15 protein-coding genes and 1 pseudogene are annotated in these 16,203 nt (G+C 59.1%); 8 read left to right on the plus strand and 8 right to left on the minus strand.

Going from position 1 to position 16,203, the window contains the following annotated elements:
• Positions 1-565: 565 nt before the first annotated feature.
• Both J7E41_RS24955 and J7E41_RS24960 read left to right on the plus strand, forming a co-directional pair.
• Positions 566-898: a hypothetical protein gene (locus J7E41_RS24955; RefSeq protein WP_214996948.1), complete on the plus strand. Its 333-nt coding sequence runs from the start codon at positions 566-568 to the stop codon at positions 896-898.
• A complete protein-coding gene (locus J7E41_RS24960; protein WP_214996949.1) occupies positions 888-1,526 on the plus strand; it encodes a type III secretion effector protein in 639 nt (212 codons plus the stop codon). Before J7E41_RS24955 ends, J7E41_RS24960 begins: the two co-directional genes overlap by 11 nt.
• Before the next feature lie 12 nt (positions 1,527-1,538).
• On the opposite strand, the gene J7E41_RS24965 is transcribed toward J7E41_RS24960, so the two are convergent.
• The 8 genes from J7E41_RS24965 to J7E41_RS25000 all read right to left on the minus strand — a co-directional run bounded on the left by J7E41_RS24965 (position 1,539) and on the right by J7E41_RS25000 (position 9,366).
• Positions 1,539-2,690, minus strand: coding sequence for an MFS transporter (locus J7E41_RS24965; protein WP_214996950.1), 1,152 nt, complete (start codon positions 2,688-2,690; stop codon positions 1,539-1,541).
• 450 nt (positions 2,691-3,140) lie between these two features.
• Complete coding sequence (locus J7E41_RS24970) at positions 3,141-4,370, minus strand: sugar MFS transporter (RefSeq protein WP_214996951.1); 1,230 nt, start codon at positions 4,368-4,370, stop codon at positions 3,141-3,143.
• A 65-nt stretch (positions 4,371-4,435) separates the two neighbouring features.
• Complete coding sequence (locus J7E41_RS24975) at positions 4,436-4,783, minus strand: L-rhamnose mutarotase (protein ID WP_214996952.1); 348 nt, start codon at positions 4,781-4,783, stop codon at positions 4,436-4,438.
• Positions 4,780-5,553 (minus strand): SDR family oxidoreductase, encoded by a 774-nt coding sequence (locus J7E41_RS24980; protein WP_214996953.1) that lies wholly within the window; start codon positions 5,551-5,553, stop codon positions 4,780-4,782. Before J7E41_RS24980 ends, J7E41_RS24975 begins: the two co-directional genes overlap by 4 nt.
• On the minus strand, positions 5,550-6,410 hold the full coding sequence (locus J7E41_RS24985; protein WP_214996954.1) for an amidohydrolase family protein: 861 nt from the start codon (positions 6,408-6,410) through the stop codon (positions 5,550-5,552). Before J7E41_RS24985 ends, J7E41_RS24980 begins: the two co-directional genes overlap by 4 nt.
• Positions 6,411-6,446: 36 nt before the next feature.
• On the minus strand, positions 6,447-7,724 hold the full coding sequence (locus J7E41_RS24990; RefSeq protein WP_214996955.1) for an L-fuconate dehydratase: 1,278 nt from the start codon (positions 7,722-7,724) through the stop codon (positions 6,447-6,449).
• A gap of 20 nt (positions 7,725-7,744) precedes the next feature.
• The gene (locus J7E41_RS24995; protein WP_214996956.1) at positions 7,745-8,590 is read right to left on the minus strand and encodes a fumarylacetoacetate hydrolase family protein; all 846 of its coding nucleotides are present in this window, start codon (positions 8,588-8,590) and stop codon (positions 7,745-7,747) included.
• A 35-nt stretch (positions 8,591-8,625) separates the two neighbouring features.
• Positions 8,626-9,366, minus strand: coding sequence for an SDR family oxidoreductase (locus tag J7E41_RS25000; protein ID WP_214996957.1), 741 nt, complete (start codon positions 9,364-9,366; stop codon positions 8,626-8,628).
• A gap of 234 nt (positions 9,367-9,600) precedes the next feature.
• Here J7E41_RS25000 and J7E41_RS25005 point away from each other — a divergent pair, with 234 nt between their 5' ends.
• The 6 genes and pseudogenes from J7E41_RS25005 to J7E41_RS25030 all read left to right on the plus strand — a co-directional run.
• Positions 9,601-10,362: a FadR/GntR family transcriptional regulator gene (locus J7E41_RS25005; RefSeq protein ID WP_214996958.1), complete on the plus strand. Its 762-nt coding sequence runs from the start codon at positions 9,601-9,603 to the stop codon at positions 10,360-10,362.
• Positions 10,359-11,360, plus strand: a complete 1,002-nt coding sequence (locus J7E41_RS25010; RefSeq protein WP_214996959.1) for a diaminopimelate epimerase — start codon at positions 10,359-10,361, stop codon at positions 11,358-11,360. The genes J7E41_RS25005 and J7E41_RS25010 overlap by 4 nt, the downstream gene beginning before the upstream one ends.
• A gap of 298 nt (positions 11,361-11,658) precedes the next feature.
• Positions 11,659-13,701 carry a type VI secretion system tip protein VgrG gene (locus J7E41_RS25015; RefSeq protein ID WP_214996960.1) on the plus strand — a complete coding sequence of 681 codons (2,043 nt, stop codon included), beginning with the start codon at positions 11,659-11,661 and terminating at the stop codon, positions 13,699-13,701.
• Complete coding sequence (locus tag J7E41_RS25020; protein WP_214996961.1) at positions 13,701-14,543, plus strand: DUF4123 domain-containing protein; 843 nt, start codon at positions 13,701-13,703, stop codon at positions 14,541-14,543. The genes J7E41_RS25015 and J7E41_RS25020 overlap by 1 nt, the downstream gene beginning before the upstream one ends.
• Positions 14,536-15,318 (plus strand): hypothetical protein, encoded by a 783-nt coding sequence (locus J7E41_RS25025; RefSeq protein ID WP_214996962.1) that lies wholly within the window; start codon positions 14,536-14,538, stop codon positions 15,316-15,318. Before J7E41_RS25020 ends, J7E41_RS25025 begins: the two co-directional genes overlap by 8 nt.
• A gap of 11 nt (positions 15,319-15,329) precedes the next feature.
• Positions 15,330-16,203: pseudogene (locus J7E41_RS25030) on the plus strand (lipase family protein); the annotation flags it as partial.

The following is a 16,203-nucleotide window of genomic DNA, read 5'->3' on the forward strand; positions in this document are numbered from 1 at the left end:
TTTCACTCCTAGCGAGGGCTTAGACATGACCTCAACGTCTTTTGGAACTCGTACTCCCGGACCCCAGCAATCCTTTCGCGCGTCTCCTTGCGAAAACAAGGAGGGGTCCCTCCCTTCCGATCTGTCGGGCCCGCTTGCCGAAGGCAGCGGAGAAGCCCTGCGCGTAAAAAAGTTCGCCGGCCAACACACATTCAAGGCGCCCGTTGCGGAGGATTTCGCTAAAGGCATGCTGCCCCATCAAGCCCCAACCGCTGCGGACCTCCATCCGCTAGCCAAGGCTGGTGTGGCCATGGAGTCCATGATCAAGGCAGTGAAGGCCTTTATGGGAGGGCCCAAATCGCAAACATCCTCTTTGCCAACGACGCGCAAACCCGAGTGATGCAGCTTCCCGGCATCCGCTGACCGTTTACATGCAGTCATCGAAATTGATCGATCGCCTCGGAACCATTGCTTGTGGGTGGCCACATACTTTTGTGCGTGTTTAACCACTGTTACTCCAGCGATGTGCGCTGTTACGGTGGTGATGACAGGGTCAGTACGGATTGGGAAAAGGTGGGCATGAAGAATGGCAATTGATGGTGGGTTACCCTACCTGCGGCCTGGTGCTATAGGTCGATTTGATGCGATACCGGATGAAGCACAGCAAAAAGCACATGAGGTACATTCGGTTCGGGAAGACGATCATCAACGTTTGATCAACACGGTTCGATCTTCGGGCTTCAGGCGTCCCTTGCGATGGGCCAATCCCTATGAGGTTGCATTGCACCACCGGGAACTGCAGAACGTTCCCGCCACGCGCGCAGGTCTCGGGAACCCCTACACGCAATTGCCGGACAGTCAGTTAGTGAAGGCGCTGGGCATTCATTTTTCCATGTTGGAAAACTTCCATGAAAAATGAGGGGCTGAAGCTGGCTTCCCTGCAGCGAATTGCCAGTGAAAAAATGGGACCGAGCCAAGAACTGAATAACTCGATCTTACTGGCCAAGGCACTTATCCGCCGTCCACGATTGATCGACGCGATCCTCGACGAGGAGGGGTTTATTACCCGGCAAAGTCTTTTGCGGGCTACGAAGAGGCTGTTTGGTAACAGTGATCCCGACACGTTCAGCCCGGATCCTTTTCACGTAAAAACCAATGTCGAACTGGTTCAGGCGTTTCAGGCGATGTTTGAGGCGTTCCGTGACAAGTCGCAGGACCGAACCATTTTTTTTGAAAAAATCGGCTACGTCAAAATTGAGCAGCTGGTTGCCATAAGCAAAGACCCGAACGAAGTTGATACGGGGGGTGGCGTTGTCCTGGACCTGGTCACGGGGCTGCCCAGAAAAAAGTACGATGAACAGCACGTGTATATGTCAAAAAATCTTGTGTATCGTCCGGGGCTATTGCGTTCTTTGGAGAGTACCCAGGCCAGCGGACGTCGTATTTTCGGCAGCCACTACCAGAGGGGGTGGCTAAGCAACAAAGACGTTGAATGCTGGCTTAAAAATAATACCTTCGGTAACCCCTCTCAACGCTCCAACCTATGAGGCGTTGAGTGTCTACACCCGCAGTACTTTCCCGCTGATCGCCACGCCCGCCAGCAGCACTGCGATCAGCACAAAGGCGGCACTCAAGCTACTGCCATGGGCGATAAAGCCGATCATCGCCGGGCCGGAAAGAATGCCGGCATAACCCAGGGTGGTGATGGCGGGCACGGCAATGTGTTCCGGCATGACCTGCTGCTTGCCGACGGCGGTGTACAACACCGGCACGATATTCGAGCACCCGGCACCCACCAGTGCATAACCCAGCAGGGCGGTTTCCCAGGCAGGGAGCAGCGTCGCCAACAGCATGCCGGCCGCGGCCAATGCGCCACCGATCACGATGACCCGGGTAGCACCCAGACGGCGAACGATGGCATCACCGGTCAGGCGTCCGGCGGTCATGGTCAAGGCAAATGCTGCGTAGCCCAGGCCCGCGTAGGCCTCATCCAGCCCGCGCTCGGCACTGAGGAACACCGCACTCCAGTCCAGAACAGCGCCTTCGGCGAGAAACACGATAAAGCACAAGCAGCCGATAAACAGCACAACGCCATGGGGGATGGCAAAGGCCGGCCCCGAACTTTCGCTGCCGTAGGGCAGCAAGTGTGGTCCGGCCTTGAGCAGCGCCAGCGCGATGATGACGATCACCACCAGGATGGCCGCCAGCGGCGACAGGCCCAGCCCCAGCAACCCGCTGACACCTGCCGCACCGACGATGCCACCGAGGCTGAACAGCCCGTGGAAGCCCGACATCATGGTCTTGCCGCTGGCCCGTTCAACGATCACCGCCTGCAGGTTGACCGTGGAGTCCACCGCACCCAGGCCTGCACCAAACAGAAACAGTGCAGCCATCAACAATGGAATTGAGCTGACAGTGGCCAGCAACGGCAAGGCCAGGCAGATCAGAATCGTCCCGCCGGTCAGTACCCGTCGGCAGCCGAAGCGCGATGCCAGGGCACCCGCTGCCGGCATGGCGATGATCGAACCGACGCCAAGGCATAACAACAGCAACCCCAACGTGCCTTCATCGAGTTGCGCCCGAGCCTTGGCATACGGCACCAGCGGTGCCCAGGCGGCGATGCCGAAACCTGCGATGAAAAACGCGATACGGGTCGACATTTGTTCCAGCCGCCCGGGAACCACGGGCGCTGGGGTGCTGATGGCGGTCATGAAAAATCCTTGGTTTTGCGTTCAACGACGATGTGCTGCGCAACATCCTTGCACATCAGGCGGTATCGAGCGAGCGGGGTTCCCTTGGAATGGCTCAACTTGCCCTGGCTTTAGCCAAACGCTGCCGGCTTTTGTTTTTACGATCATGGAACGCTATTCCCTTGCTTCGCCACTCAACTGCTACCTATCTGTAGGGCGATGGCCTGTGCTTTGTGTGAGGTGGCCTGGAAGGTGAGTAATCCCAGTGAGAACTGATGAACCCCAGGACTCTTGCGGTGGATTACCACCTTCCAGGCCAATCCTTTACTGGCCGGAGCTGCTCAGGTGTACCTGCGGGATACCGCCAAACGTGTCAGCCCTTTCAAGGTCTTTGAAAGCGCACCTGCACAGCGGCTACACGGATGTGTCGATTACCTGTAGCCCACAGGCCTTTACGCCACTTCTATGCCATTAGCCGTGCCGCAACCGGCTACGGGCGTATACCGCGACAATCACAAAGCAGCCCAGGGGCAACAGGTAGGCAAGCGCCACCGAACTGTGGTCGGCCACCTTGCCCATCAGGTAGGGCATCAACGCGCCGCCGACAATCGCCATGATCATGAACGAACTGCCCCGCTTGGTATGTGGCCCGAGGTTTTTCACACCCATGGCAAACAGCGTCGGGAACATGATCGACATGAAGAAAAACACCGCGATCAGCGCAATCACCGACACGCCTTCCAGCCCCATTACCACCAATGCACACAAGGCAATGTTGATCAGCGCGTAAATCAGCAGCAACCGCTGGGCGCTGACCCGCCCCATCAGCCAGGTACTGAAAAACCGTCCGAACATGAAGACCAGCATGGCGATCGACAACAAATAGGCCGCCCGCTGGCTACTCATCTGCGCCCAGTGTTCGGTGACGTAGTTGATAAAAAATGCGCCGACGCCAACCTGGGCCGCCACGTAGAAAAACTGCGTGATCACGCCGCCGACAAACTCCCGATGTTGCCACAAACCCTGGCCACTGCCCGGTTGCAGCGCCTGTTCCTGTGCCCGCAAATCCGGCAATGGCGTACGGGCAATCAGCACCGCCACCAGCAGCACCAGAATGGCGATCACCACATAGGTCGTTTGCAGCGAACCCATGTCCGAGGCGGGCGTGCTGCCGGCGCTGAAAAACATCGCACCGCCAATCAGCGGGCCGAAGAACTGACCCAGGCCGTTGAACGATTGCGCCAGGTTCAAGCGTCGCTCGGCGCCCTGAGGCTCACCCAACACGGTGGCGTAAGGGTTGGCGGCCGTCTCCAGGCAACCCAGGCCGCAGGCAATCACAAACAACGCGAACAGGAAGAACGGGAAACTGGCCGCTGCCGCCGCGGGCATGAACAGCAGGGCGCCCGCCGCGTACAGGCACAAGCCCAGCAGGATTCCGGCCTTGTAGCCGTGACGGTCCATCAACAATCCCGCCGGCAGGGCAATCAGGAAATAGGCGCCGAAGTAGGCGCTTTGCAAGAGGCCGGACTGGGCTTTGCTGACGTGCAAGGTTTCCTGGAAGTGTTTGTTCAGCACGTCCAGCAAGCCATAGGACAAGCCCCAGAGGAAGAACAGGCTGGTCACCAGGATCAGTGCCCAGCGATAGGTCGGCACGGCGGCGCGTAGGGCGCCGTCTGCCACTCTCGTTTCTTTGCTTAACATGACGCTTCTCCTGTTGTTTTTATGGGATCAAGGCGTGCGATGCAGCGGGACTTGCAATTGGAAGGTCAGGGTTGGTCGATAAGGCTGAACATCTGCTTCATGGGCTGCCATTTGCTGCCCGGATCGGTCCACGGCGTGGGCGCCTGGAAGCGCCACATCAACGACTCCCAGCGTTGCACCTCGGGATTGGCCTGCGCGGCACGTTCCAGTGCGTCGAAACTGAAACCGGCCGTGGTGTCCATGACCATGAACAGCCGTGTGCCCAGGCGCCAGATCTGCATGTCCAGCACCTGTTGGCTGCGCAGGTGCTCGGCCACGCTGGGCCAGATGCGCTGATGCAACTGCTGGTACTCGGCGATCAATGCCGTATCGTCCACCAGGTCCAGTGCCAGACAGTAACGTTGGCCGTTCATGTCAGCGCCCGGTCCAGATGGGTGTAGCCACCGTCCACCACCAGCCATTGCCCGGTAGTGTGGGACGCGCGAGGTGAGAGCAGGAACAGCACGCTGTCGGCAATTTCCTCGGGGGTGGTCATCCGCTTACCCAGGGGGATTTTTTCAACGATGGCGGCCAGCTTGGCTTCTGGATTGTCGAATCCGTCGATCCAGCGTTGGTACAGCGGCGTCAGCACTTCGGCGGGCACCACTGCGTTGACGCGAATCCCATGCTCAAGTAACGACGCGGCCCATTCCCGGGTCAGGGACAATTGCGCGCCCTTGGCGGCGGTGTAGCCGCTGGTGCCGCCCTGGCCGGTGAGGGCGGTTTTGGAGCTGATATTGACGATGGCCCCGCGGCTGGTCTTGAGCGCGTCGAGGCACAGGTGGGTCATCAGGTAATAGTGAATCAGGTTCTTTTCCAGGGATTCGACGAAGGCGGCACGCCCGGCTTCCAGGCCTACGCCATCGTTAACCCCGGCGTTATTCACCAACCCGTCGATACGCCCGAAGCGTTGCAGCACTTCGTTGACGGCGGCGCGACAGGCCTCTTCATCGCGCAACTCGACGCGCACGAAGTGGCTCTTGCCCGCCTGTTCAAGCTGGGCGGCAAAGGCGGCGGACAAGGGCTGATGACCGAGGATCACCGGGATCGCACCTTCAGCAATCAACCCCAGGGAGATGGCCGCGCCAATCCCCGAGCCGCCGCCGGTGACGATGATCACGTGGTCCTGCAAATGCAGATTCATGGGCAGTTTCCTTCAAGGTGATAGACCCGCTGGGCGGTACCGCCCCAGATGGCCTGGTGCTCGCTGGGCGACAGGTGGCCGAGGGTGTGCTCCAGCAATTGGCAGGTGTCTGCGTATTCGCCGGCCAGCAGGCACACCGGCCAGTCGGAGCCGAACATCAGGCGTTCGGCGCCGAACAGTTCCAGGGCCAGTTCGATAAAGGGGCGCAAGGCATTAGCATTGCGTTGATCGGGCCCGGCCTCGGTGAGCAGGCCCGACAGTTTGCAACTGACATGGGGCAGGGCGGCCAGTGGCGCCAAGTGTTCAGCCCAGCCGGCAGGGCCGTTGGTGATGTCCGGTTTACCCAGATGATCAAGCACCAGGTGATGGTGGTCGTGGCGCTGGCACATCGCGGTCGCGGCGTCGAGGTCGGCGCAGCGGATCAGCACCTCGTAGACGTAGCCTTGTTGTTGCAGGTGTTGCAGGCCACGGGAAAAGCCGGGGTCAGCCATGAAGGTAGCGGGCCGTGGCTCGTCCTGAATCTGGTGGCGAAAGCCCTTGAGCCTTCGCCGGTCGCTCCACTGCTCCAGGTGCTGCTCAAGCGTCGGGTCGCACAGGTCGACCCAACCCACCACGCCGAGTATCCACGGGTATTGCTGCGCCATATCCAACAGTGCATCGGTCTCCTGTTCCCCGGCCCTGGCCTGTACCGCAATGCAGCCGTCCAGGCCGGCGGCGTCGAGCAAGGGTCGTAAATCCTGTGGGACAAAGTCCCGGCGCAGGTCGGCTTCAGGCGAGCCGATCCACGGATAGTCAGCGGCCCGGTAGCGCCAGAAGTGCTGGTGCGCATCGAGCCTCAAAGGTGTTGGGGACGACATTATTCTTGTGCTCCGTCCGTTCGATTGCAGTTCGTCTCAAGGCCGGTGACGGTATTGCTCACGGGACGCGGCTTTCATCTGGATCGAAAAACCTGGTGCCTGAGGCGGCATATAGGCCGCGCCACGCACCACGCACGGCTCCTCGAAATGCTCGTGCAGGTGGTCGACATATTCGATCACCCGACCGTCATGGGTGCCGGCAATGCACAGGTAATCGATCATCGACAAATGCTGCACGTACTCGCAAAGCCCGACACCCCCGGCATGCGGGCACACGGGCAAGTTGTACTTGGCCGCCATCAGCATCACTGCGAGCACCTCATTGACCCCGCCCAGGCGGCAGGCGTCAATCTGCACCACATCGATGGCTTCACGCATGATCAATTGCTTGAAGATGATCCGGTTCTGGCACATCTCGCCAGTGGCGACCTTGACCGGCGCCACACCCAGGCGAATCTTGCGATGGCCCTCGATATCGTCGGGGCTGGTGGGCTCCTCGATAAACCAGGGTTTGGCAAACGCCAATTCCCGTACCCAGTCGATGGCGGTATCCACTTCCCACACCTGATTGGCGTCGATCATCAACTGACGGTCCGGTCCCAACACTTCACGAGCGATGCGTACTCGGCGCAGGTCGTCCTGCAAGTCATGGCCGACCTTGAGTTTGACGTGGTTGAAACCCGCATCCACCGCTTCCTGACACAGCCGGCGCAGCTTGTCATCGCCATAACCGAGCCAGCCCGCCGAGGTGGTGTAGCAGGGGTAGCCGTGGGCTTGCAGGTTGGCCAGGCGCTGGGCTTTGCCTTCGGCGCGTTGACGCAGCAGGGCCAGGGCTTCGGGCGCGGTGATGCAGTCGGTGATGTAGCGGAAGTCGATGCAGCGCACCAGTTGTTCCGGGCTCATGTCGGCCACCAGGCGCCACAGGGGTTTTCCTTCGGCCTTGGCCCATAGATCCCACGCGGCGTTGACGATGGCGCCGGTGGCCAAGTGGATGGCGCCCTTGTCCGGACCGATCCAGCGCAGTTGGCTGTCGCTGGTGACATGACGCCAGAAGCGGCCCATGTCTTCGCTGATCCATTCCAGCGTCAGGCCCACCAGCAGCGGTTCCATGGCCTTGATCGCCGCGCAGCAGATTTCGTTGCCACGACCGATGGTGAACGTCAGGCCGTGGCCTTCAACGGCCGGATTATCGGTTTGCAGAATCACGTAGGCGGCCGAGTAGTCTGGGTCCGGGTTCATGGCGTCGGAACCGTCCAACGACTGGGACGTAGGAAAGCGGATATCTTCGACGCGAATCGCGGTAATGGTGGTCATGAACGGCTCCTTGGCTCTTGTCAGGCGTCGACCGTGGTCTGGTTCTGTTCGCCCAGACCCTCGATGCCCAGGCGGATTTTTTGCCCGGCCTTGAGGTAGATCGGCGTGGGCTTGATCCCCAGGCCGACACCGGGCGGGGTACCGGTGGAAATCACATCCCCCGGTTGCAGGCTCATGAACTGGCTCAGGTAGCTGATCAATTTGGGGATCTGGAAAATCATGGTGCGGGTGTTGCCGTTCTGATAACGGTGGCCGTCGACCTCCAGCCAGATTGCCAGTTGATGTGGGTCGCCGATTTCATCACGGCTGACCAGCCAGGGCCCCAGCGGGCCGAAGGTGTCGCAGCCTTTACCCTTGTCCCAGGTGCCGCCGCGCTCCAGTTGGAATTCACGCTCGGACACGTCGTTGATCACGCAATAACCGGCGACATGCTCCATGGCCCGACTTTCATCGATATAGCGCCCGCCTTGGCCGATCACCACGCCCAGCTCAACTTCCCAGTCGGTCTTGTGTGAGTGGCGAGGGATCTCGATGTTGTCGTTGGGGCCAACAATGGCGCTGGTCCATTTGTTGAAGATGATCGGTTCGTCTGGAATCGGCGCTCCGGTTTCTGCTGCGTGATCGGCGTAGTTCAGGCCGATGCAGATGAATTTTCCGACTTGCCCGACACAGGCTCCCAGTCGAGGGGTGCCCGCTACCAGAGGCAGACTGGCGGGATCGAGGTCTTGCAGGCGAGCCAGGTTGTGCGGGAGTAGGGCGCTGCCTGCGATATCGCTGATATGGGCGGACAAGTCCCGCAACTGACCGTCCTTGTCCAGCAGGGCCGGGCGTTCCTGACCTTTCTCACCATAACGCAACAGTTTCATGGGCAATCCTCTGATAAGTAGAAGGAGCAGGGCGGTCAGTTGCTCCAGCCGCCGTCGATAATCTGGGTGGTGCCGGTGGTAAAGGCGCTGGCATCGGAACCGAGGTACAGCGCCAGCTGGGCGATTTCCTGTGGTGTGCCCAGGCGGCCCATCGGCTGGCGGCCGGTGAAGGCGGCGTAGACCTCATCCTGTTGCCGACCTTCGCGGGTCGCCTGCTCGGCAATGCGCTGATGCAGCGACGGCGACTCCACCGTGCCAGGACAGATGGCATTGCAGCGAATGCCCCGCGTGACGAAGTCGGCGGCCACGGATTTCGTCAGGCCGATGACCGCCGCCTTGCTGGCGCAGTAGGCGAAGCGGTTGGGCACGCCTTTGAGGCTGGAGGCCACCGACGACATGTTGATGATCGACCCACCTCCCGTCGTTAGCATGCCGGGAAGGAAGGCGCGGATCATGCGGTACATGGCGGTGACGTTTAGGTCCATGGCAAACGCCCAGTCACTTTCCGGGCATTCCAGGATATTGCCGGCATGAACCACACCGGCACAGTTGAACAACACATCGAGAGGGCCGGTGTGTGCGGCCAGGCGTTGGATGGCCGCGGCGTCGGTGACGTCCAGCACGACCGTCTGCGCGCCCGGCAGGTCGGCGAGTGCCTGTTGATTGATGTCGGCGGCAATCACCTCGGCACCCGCCGCCAGATAGGCTTCGACACTGGCGCGGCCAATGCCTTGCGCTGCGGCGGTGATCAACACGCGTTTACCGGTGAGGTCCATGACAGACTCCCTTGATTGTTATTATTGGCTCAATGGTCAGGCCATTGAGGGCGTAAAGCGCCTGAATATGGCTCGTAGCGAAACCTGAGGGGTTTGCTATGATCAGCCCAGTGGAAACGATCCAATGGTCAGGCCATTGATCCAATTTTTAGCACGGGACTTCCCAGTCAACAAGCGGCTTTTTTGCGGGTTGACTGGTTTTTCCTGGCTGTGCATGAGTCGAGCTGAGCCTAGATGCCATTTCAAGTAATTGATAACCAACGTCTTTACCGACAGATCGCCGATCAGTTGCGAGCACTGATCGACAGCGGTGAATTTCCTCCGGGCAGCCGCCTTCCGGCCGAGCGGGAACTGGCCAAGTTGTTGGGCGTAAGCCGTGCGTCCGTCCGGGAGGCCATGATTGCTCTGGAAGTGATCGGCCTGGTGGATGTGCGCGTCGGTAATGGCGTGCTGGTGTGTGAACCGGCGCAGCCAAAGGTCAGTCAGGAGCCGGTGATGGCCCTGGCTACTCGGGATCAATGGCAGGAGTTTGATCCGGAACTGGATTTGCACGTCGACTTCAACGCTGAAATCCCACCGTTTTCCCTGCTGCAGGCCCGTCGTCTGATTGAACCGGAGGCCGCAGCCCTGGCCGCCAAACACGCCACCGACGAAGAACTGGCGGGTATCCGGGAGGCGTTCGAGCGCAATGTTCAAGACAACCGCGAAGGCTCGCATACCCACCCAGGCGATCGCCTGTTCCATATCCGTATTGCCCAGGCCTCGGGTAACCCGGCGTATGCGCTGATGATTGCGCACTTGCTGGGCCACCGTTACGGCAGCATGTTCCAGCGGTTGCAGGCGCACTACACCTCTGACGATATGCCTCATCGTTCCGAAGACGAGCACCGCAAAATCCTGGAAGCCCTGGAGCAACGGGATGCCGAAGGTGCGCGACAGGCCATGCGCAAACATCTGGAGGAGGTGGTACGAATCTTTATGCGGACGGCGCAATGACTCATTTCTACGACGCCCGGGGCAACATTTACGGTGTTGTGAGTCCTGCGTTGTTGCGCAGTCAGGGTATTGCTGTACCGGACAACGCTGCCCAGGCTGCGAGTACCCGGGATGCCTGGACGCTGGCGGCGGTGGCGGCCGAGTGTGGTTGGGGAGCACTGGCGCGTCCTCCAGAGAGCAAGGTTCACCGCAGTGATGGCTTGCTGGTCGGGCCGTTTCAGGCCGAGCCGCCATTCGATCTACTGATCGTCAACACCGACGGCACCCTGGCCGAACGTAGCGGCAACGGCTTGACGATCTTTGCCCAGGCGTTGACCGATCAAGGGTTGATGGCGCAGGCGTGTGAGCTGCGGGTGCATCATGACAAGACGGATACGTTGTCACCGGTGCTGACCCGGATTGAGCCCGCGGTGCATGACCGGATCCAGGGCTTCTGGCTGGCGCTGGGACGCCCTGAGTTCGGACCGGCGGCAGTGGGGGCCGTGGGCACTGGGCAGGTGTCGCTCAACGGTCGTGAACTGAGCCATGTTTCGGGCCTGTCTTCGATCAACGCTCAATGGGGCCTCAGTCAGTTTGTGCGCGTGGGTAATCCTCATTGCGTGACGCTGGTACCTCAGGTTTCGTTGTTGCCGAGCAACCAGCAGATGCATCAGTTGGACCTGTTCGAACCACTGCAGACGATTGCTTTTGCGCCCCCGGTTGGCGCTGGTCAGCCTTGCGTCGCCGGGGTCAACCTGCAATGGGCGGCCCGGGAGTCTGATAGTCGTTTGATTGCCCGGGTGTTCGAACGCGGCGAAGGGCCTACGGAGTCCTCCGGCACCAGTGCCAGCGCGGTGGCTTGTGCTGCCTGGCGTGTGGGATGGGTAGGTGCGGGCGAGGTCGCGGTGGTGATGCCGGGAGGGACAGCACCTGTGCGATTGGAGCAGCAGGGTGGAACGTTGAGCAATGTCAGCCTGTTCGGGACCGCGCGACGGCAAGAGACCGGAATAAGAACGTGACTGGCTTAATTGGCCGGGTCAGTTGGTTCTCTATCAGTAAGTTATTAATATGAGATTAGTGTAGGACTTTTCCAGTTGTCCGGTGCTGGCTATTTGATTGTGATTCTTTATTTTAAAAAGACACTTCTTTCGCTTACGTACGAAACTTCTTTTTTATTTTAAAACAGCCGAATTTCCCCTGGGATCGCTACCCTTAGGGCGGTTCAGGGATTTCTCTTCGGCTCCGATTTAAACAACTAATTCATCGGTGCACAGGGAAAGTTCTTTCAGTGTGGCAATTAGTGGCGGACAGCAACGGATGTTTAATGCGCATGTTTCTTCCCGTTTCAAACTGATCATTCCAAGTGTTATCCATGACTTCCAGGTACTTGCCTTCAAAGGCAATGAAACCATCAACCAGCCTTTCTCCGTTTATGTGCAATGGGTCAGTGAGAATCCCTCCCTTGATCTGGAGACGCTTCTCCATCAACCCGCCTATCTTGATTTCGGTGAACCTGGCCAAGGACTTCACGGGCAGATCTATGCGGTTGGACGGGATGATCCGGGTAGCCGACTGACCCGTTATCACCTGACCCTGGTACCACGTCTGGCCTACCTGGCTCATCGCTGCGATCAGCGGATTTTCCAGCAACGCAGCGTGCCGCAGATCATCGCAGCGGTATTGGAGCACCACGGCATTTTCGCGGATGCCTATGCCTTCGAGCTCGGTCCGGTGGTTTATCCGCCTCGAACGTTCTGTGTGCAATACGCAGAAACCGATTTGCATTTTATCCAGCGGCTGTGTGAAGAGGAGGGTATTCATTACCACTTGCGTCACAGTCCGGACGGGCATCTCCTGGTATTTGGCGACGATCAGACGGTGTTTCGCCGATTGCCGGCGCAGCGCTATTGCTCCAGCCGTTCGACCGCAGATCAAAGTGTGATCCAGCGCTTTGATGTACGCCTGTCGACCCGTAGCCGGCAGGTGGTACGGCGTGACTATGACTTCGAACATCCGTCGTTGCGTTTGCAGGACCAGACCGGGACTTCATCGACCGAGGTTCTTGAAGACTACCAATACCCGGCGGGCTTCACCGGTCATCGGCGTGGTGCGCAATTGGCCCGACGTGGCCTGGAGCGCCACCAGCAGCCTCGTTATCGGGCGCTGGGCAAGAGTGATCAACCTGCTCTGTGCAGTGGGCATTTTCTGGAATTGCAGGATCACCCGGATCAGTCGTGCAATGACTTGTGGCTGATCACCAGCGTGCGTCACGAGGGCTATCAGCCCCACGTGTTGGAGGAGGTCACACCGGAGCCTGGCGCTTTCTGCGGTTACCGTAACCGGTTCACCGCAACGCCTTGGCGAGCGCCTTTCCGTCCACCGCTCAAACACCCCAAGCCGCGTATCGCTGCAAGCCAGACCGCTACGGTCACCGGGCCTGCGGGTGAAGATGTGCATTGCGACCCATATGGTCGGGTCAAGATCCGGTTTCACTGGGATCGATTGGATCCCGGTGATGACAAAAGCAGTTGCTGGGTGCGAGTTGCCTCCGGTTGGGCCGGCGACAGTTACGGCGCGATGATGCTCCCGCGAGTGGGCATGGAGGTGTTGGTGACCTTTCTGGAGGGCGATCCCGATCAGCCGCTGATCAATGGTTGCCTGCCCAATACCTTGCACATGCCGCCTTATCCCTTGCCACAACACAAGACCCGCAGCGTCCTGCGCAGTCGCAGCTCCCCAGGCGGTGCGGGGGCCAATGAGCTGCACCTGGAAGATCGGCGCGGTGAGGAACTCATCTACCTGCGAGCCCAGCGCGATCTGGAGCAACACGTGGGTCATGACAGCCGGCTGGAGATTGCAGGCCAGCGGCAGGAAACCATCCGTGGCTTGAGCACCGCCAGCCTGGAGGATGAGGAACACCGCAGTATTGTCGGTGACCGCAAGGTCCGGCTTGAGGCGGATGATCACTTGCAGGTGGCTGGCAGCAGCCAGATGCATGTGGGCCAGGTGTTGCTGATCGAAGCCGGGCAGCAGATTCATCTCAAGGCGGGTGCCAGCCTGGTTATCGAGGCGGGTGTGCAGCTGAGTTTCAAGGCTGGTGGTGAGCATCTGGTGATTCAGGCCGGCGGGATTTTCAGTAGTCGCCCGATTACCGTGGGAGGCAAACCTCCTGCAATCCGTTCGGCGAACCCTGTCGGGCCGGGTGAAGAAGCTTCGTTGCCGATTGTCGCAGTCGCTCCAATGATGTCCACCGCACAAGGAGCCGTCATGGGGTTAGCCAGGCAACTGGGGGCTGACTTCTGCCCGGTGTGTGAGCGTTGTCGCGAAGGTGTGTGCGATGTCACGGGGAGGGCAGCCTGATGGAGGTCACGCCTGGACATTGGATGGCTCAACAACAGCAGGCAGGACGCTGGCTGTGCCTGATGCTTGAGGGCGACAGCGAAGCATGTCACTCACTGCTGGCGACACGCACGGTGTCGCAGTATTGCAATCTCTACAGTGGAACCGTCATGGGAGACTTGGCCGCGAATGGCCCGTTGATCCTGCTGCTGGATCACGCCAGCGAGCCTGAGCTGGTCAGGTTACTGCAACAACCTGAGTTGAATTGGGGATGGTTGGGCAGCCTGCCCGATGAAGACTTGTCTAGCGTTATCCGGCATTGGCGTGAACGGTTGTTGGTGGGGCCTGCGGGAAGCCAGGCGCTGTACCGTTTCCACGACAACCGTACGTTCGCGCGAGCCTTGGCTCATCTACCAACCCAGGAATGGCCTGCCATGCTCGGGCCATTGATCAGCGTGTGCTACTGGCACGATCAACGCTGGAATTGTGGCAACAACCCGGCGCCCGGTGAACACACAGTGCCCGATCCTGCACCGTGGCTCGACGTCCCCAATCCTCAGTCTGGAGCCATTCTGCAAAGCAATATCCTGCGCTACCTGCTGGCTGAACACAGCGAAGACCTTTGCCGGTTGGCCGAGTATCAGGACCCGAAAATCTGGCTCGCCCAGGTGTTGGAGCAGGCTCGGGACTGGCAATGGGAGGCGCCCGAACAGTTGGAGTTTTTGGTGGTGCAGCGTTTGCTGGAGACCAGTGGGGAGGCCGTTATCCAGTGGCAACCGGTGCCGGGGGAACTCGCGGCGGATCATTTTCAGCGGATGCTGGAGCAGCGGCGTCGGGCACAGGGAGCGAGTCGCGATGCGTAAGGGAATCATGTTGGGGTTACTTGCCGGTGGTGTTCTGGCGACTTCCGGGTGTGGGACGAAACCTGTCGATAGCTTCACGTTGGAGGTTGACCTTCCGGCGACTTTCAGATTCAGAGGCGATGCAGTTTACCAACCTGCGACGGGCGAGACTTGCACGTTGCCGCGACGGCGAGGCAAGCGGCCGGACTTTAAGGTTTTTGACACGCCAGGTAAGCCGGTTGCCAACAGGGTGAGTTTTGAGGTGCCCCTGACCGAGCAGGTGGATGGGTGTCCGTTGGTGTTGCGCAGTATCACGTTTGATATGTATGCGAAGTGGGGGGAGCGCTGGTCGGATGTCGGAGGGGATTTTGCGTTTATTGGTGTGCGTGATCGGTTGGATCCGGGTATGGCGGGTATGCCTGAGTCTGGTGTTCAGGAGTTGCCGGGACGGTGTCAGTGGTTTTTTCGCACCATAGGACCGCTGCACGCGATCAGGAAAGTTCTGAAATGCAATTCATTTGATGACGCTGGGCAGTTACGTGTGGCCCGAGCCGGCGGCGTGGTGTGGAGGAATCAGTTAGCAGGGAAAACGTTGAGAATGGTCTTGGGTTTAACCGATGAAGAACAGCCCGCTATTGATGACAGTTGGGTAGCAGTATCAGGTGGCTGGAAGCGTTGTATGGGTGAAGATTTGGATGATGTGTTTGCGTACTGCCGTGGAAATACTACTGATTTCAAACCTTTCAAAATGCCAGACGGACGCATATGCAACGTCTATCCAACATGTACGGAATAGGACTCGGACTCATGAAACAGGATGCATGGAAGCAACCGTTCTTTAGCGGCAAAATGCCAGCCTGTCTTTTACGAGGGCATTGGGCGAGTTTCTGTTTAGTTGATGAAGCGGGAAATGGGAAGGTATATGGTGGTCTGTCTTATACACTTCACGACAGCGCTGGACGCCAGTACCGAGGTCGTTTAAATGGCGAGGGTTTCGCCAAGCTGGAGGACTTTTACTGCGGCCCGATAGTTCTCACATTAGACGAGCGCTATTCCGGAATAGAAAAGCCATACACTGAACTGATGACGCGTGTGACTTACAAACTGCCTATCACTGAACTCCAGGTTCGCGCCGAAAAAACTCGCTTTTCCCGAAATGACGGCCAGCGTGTAGAGCTCAATCCGGCGCAGCAACAGGCAGATAAGTTCTACCAGATCGAAGTGCGTGACGTGGTGCGGCATGTCGCTCACCTACCGCCTGAGGCACCAAGGATTCATCGCCCCCAGCGACATGCGCTGAAAATGATGGCTGATCTTGGGTTTGGTCCACCCCAGCCAACCTTGGCCGGGTTGGTGCTCTTTGCGAATCAGCACACCGTGTTGGAGGTCAGGCCGTTAAGAGCACTACGGCCTCTTCTATCTAAGGACGATCAGTTTTGTGCCTTGAACCTCTACCAATTGGCACTGATGTCCACCTTGAGTTACTGCGAATTTGGCCAGGAACCGCCGACGAAACCAGTGGACCGAGTCAGTTTTGCGCTGGACCCCAGTGTCGGTCATTTTTTTGCTGAGAAGCTGTCAGGTTATCAAGAGGCTTGGAGGGTCGATGCTGGCCAAGTTCAACACTTCTACCCTGTATATGAAGATGTACCGTACTCTCAGCGCTTCGAAATTTTGCCCT

The organism is Pseudomonas fluorescens (assembly GCF_018614655.1).
Taxonomy (GTDB): Bacteria; Pseudomonadota; Gammaproteobacteria; order Pseudomonadales; family Pseudomonadaceae; genus Aquipseudomonas; species Aquipseudomonas fluorescens_BX.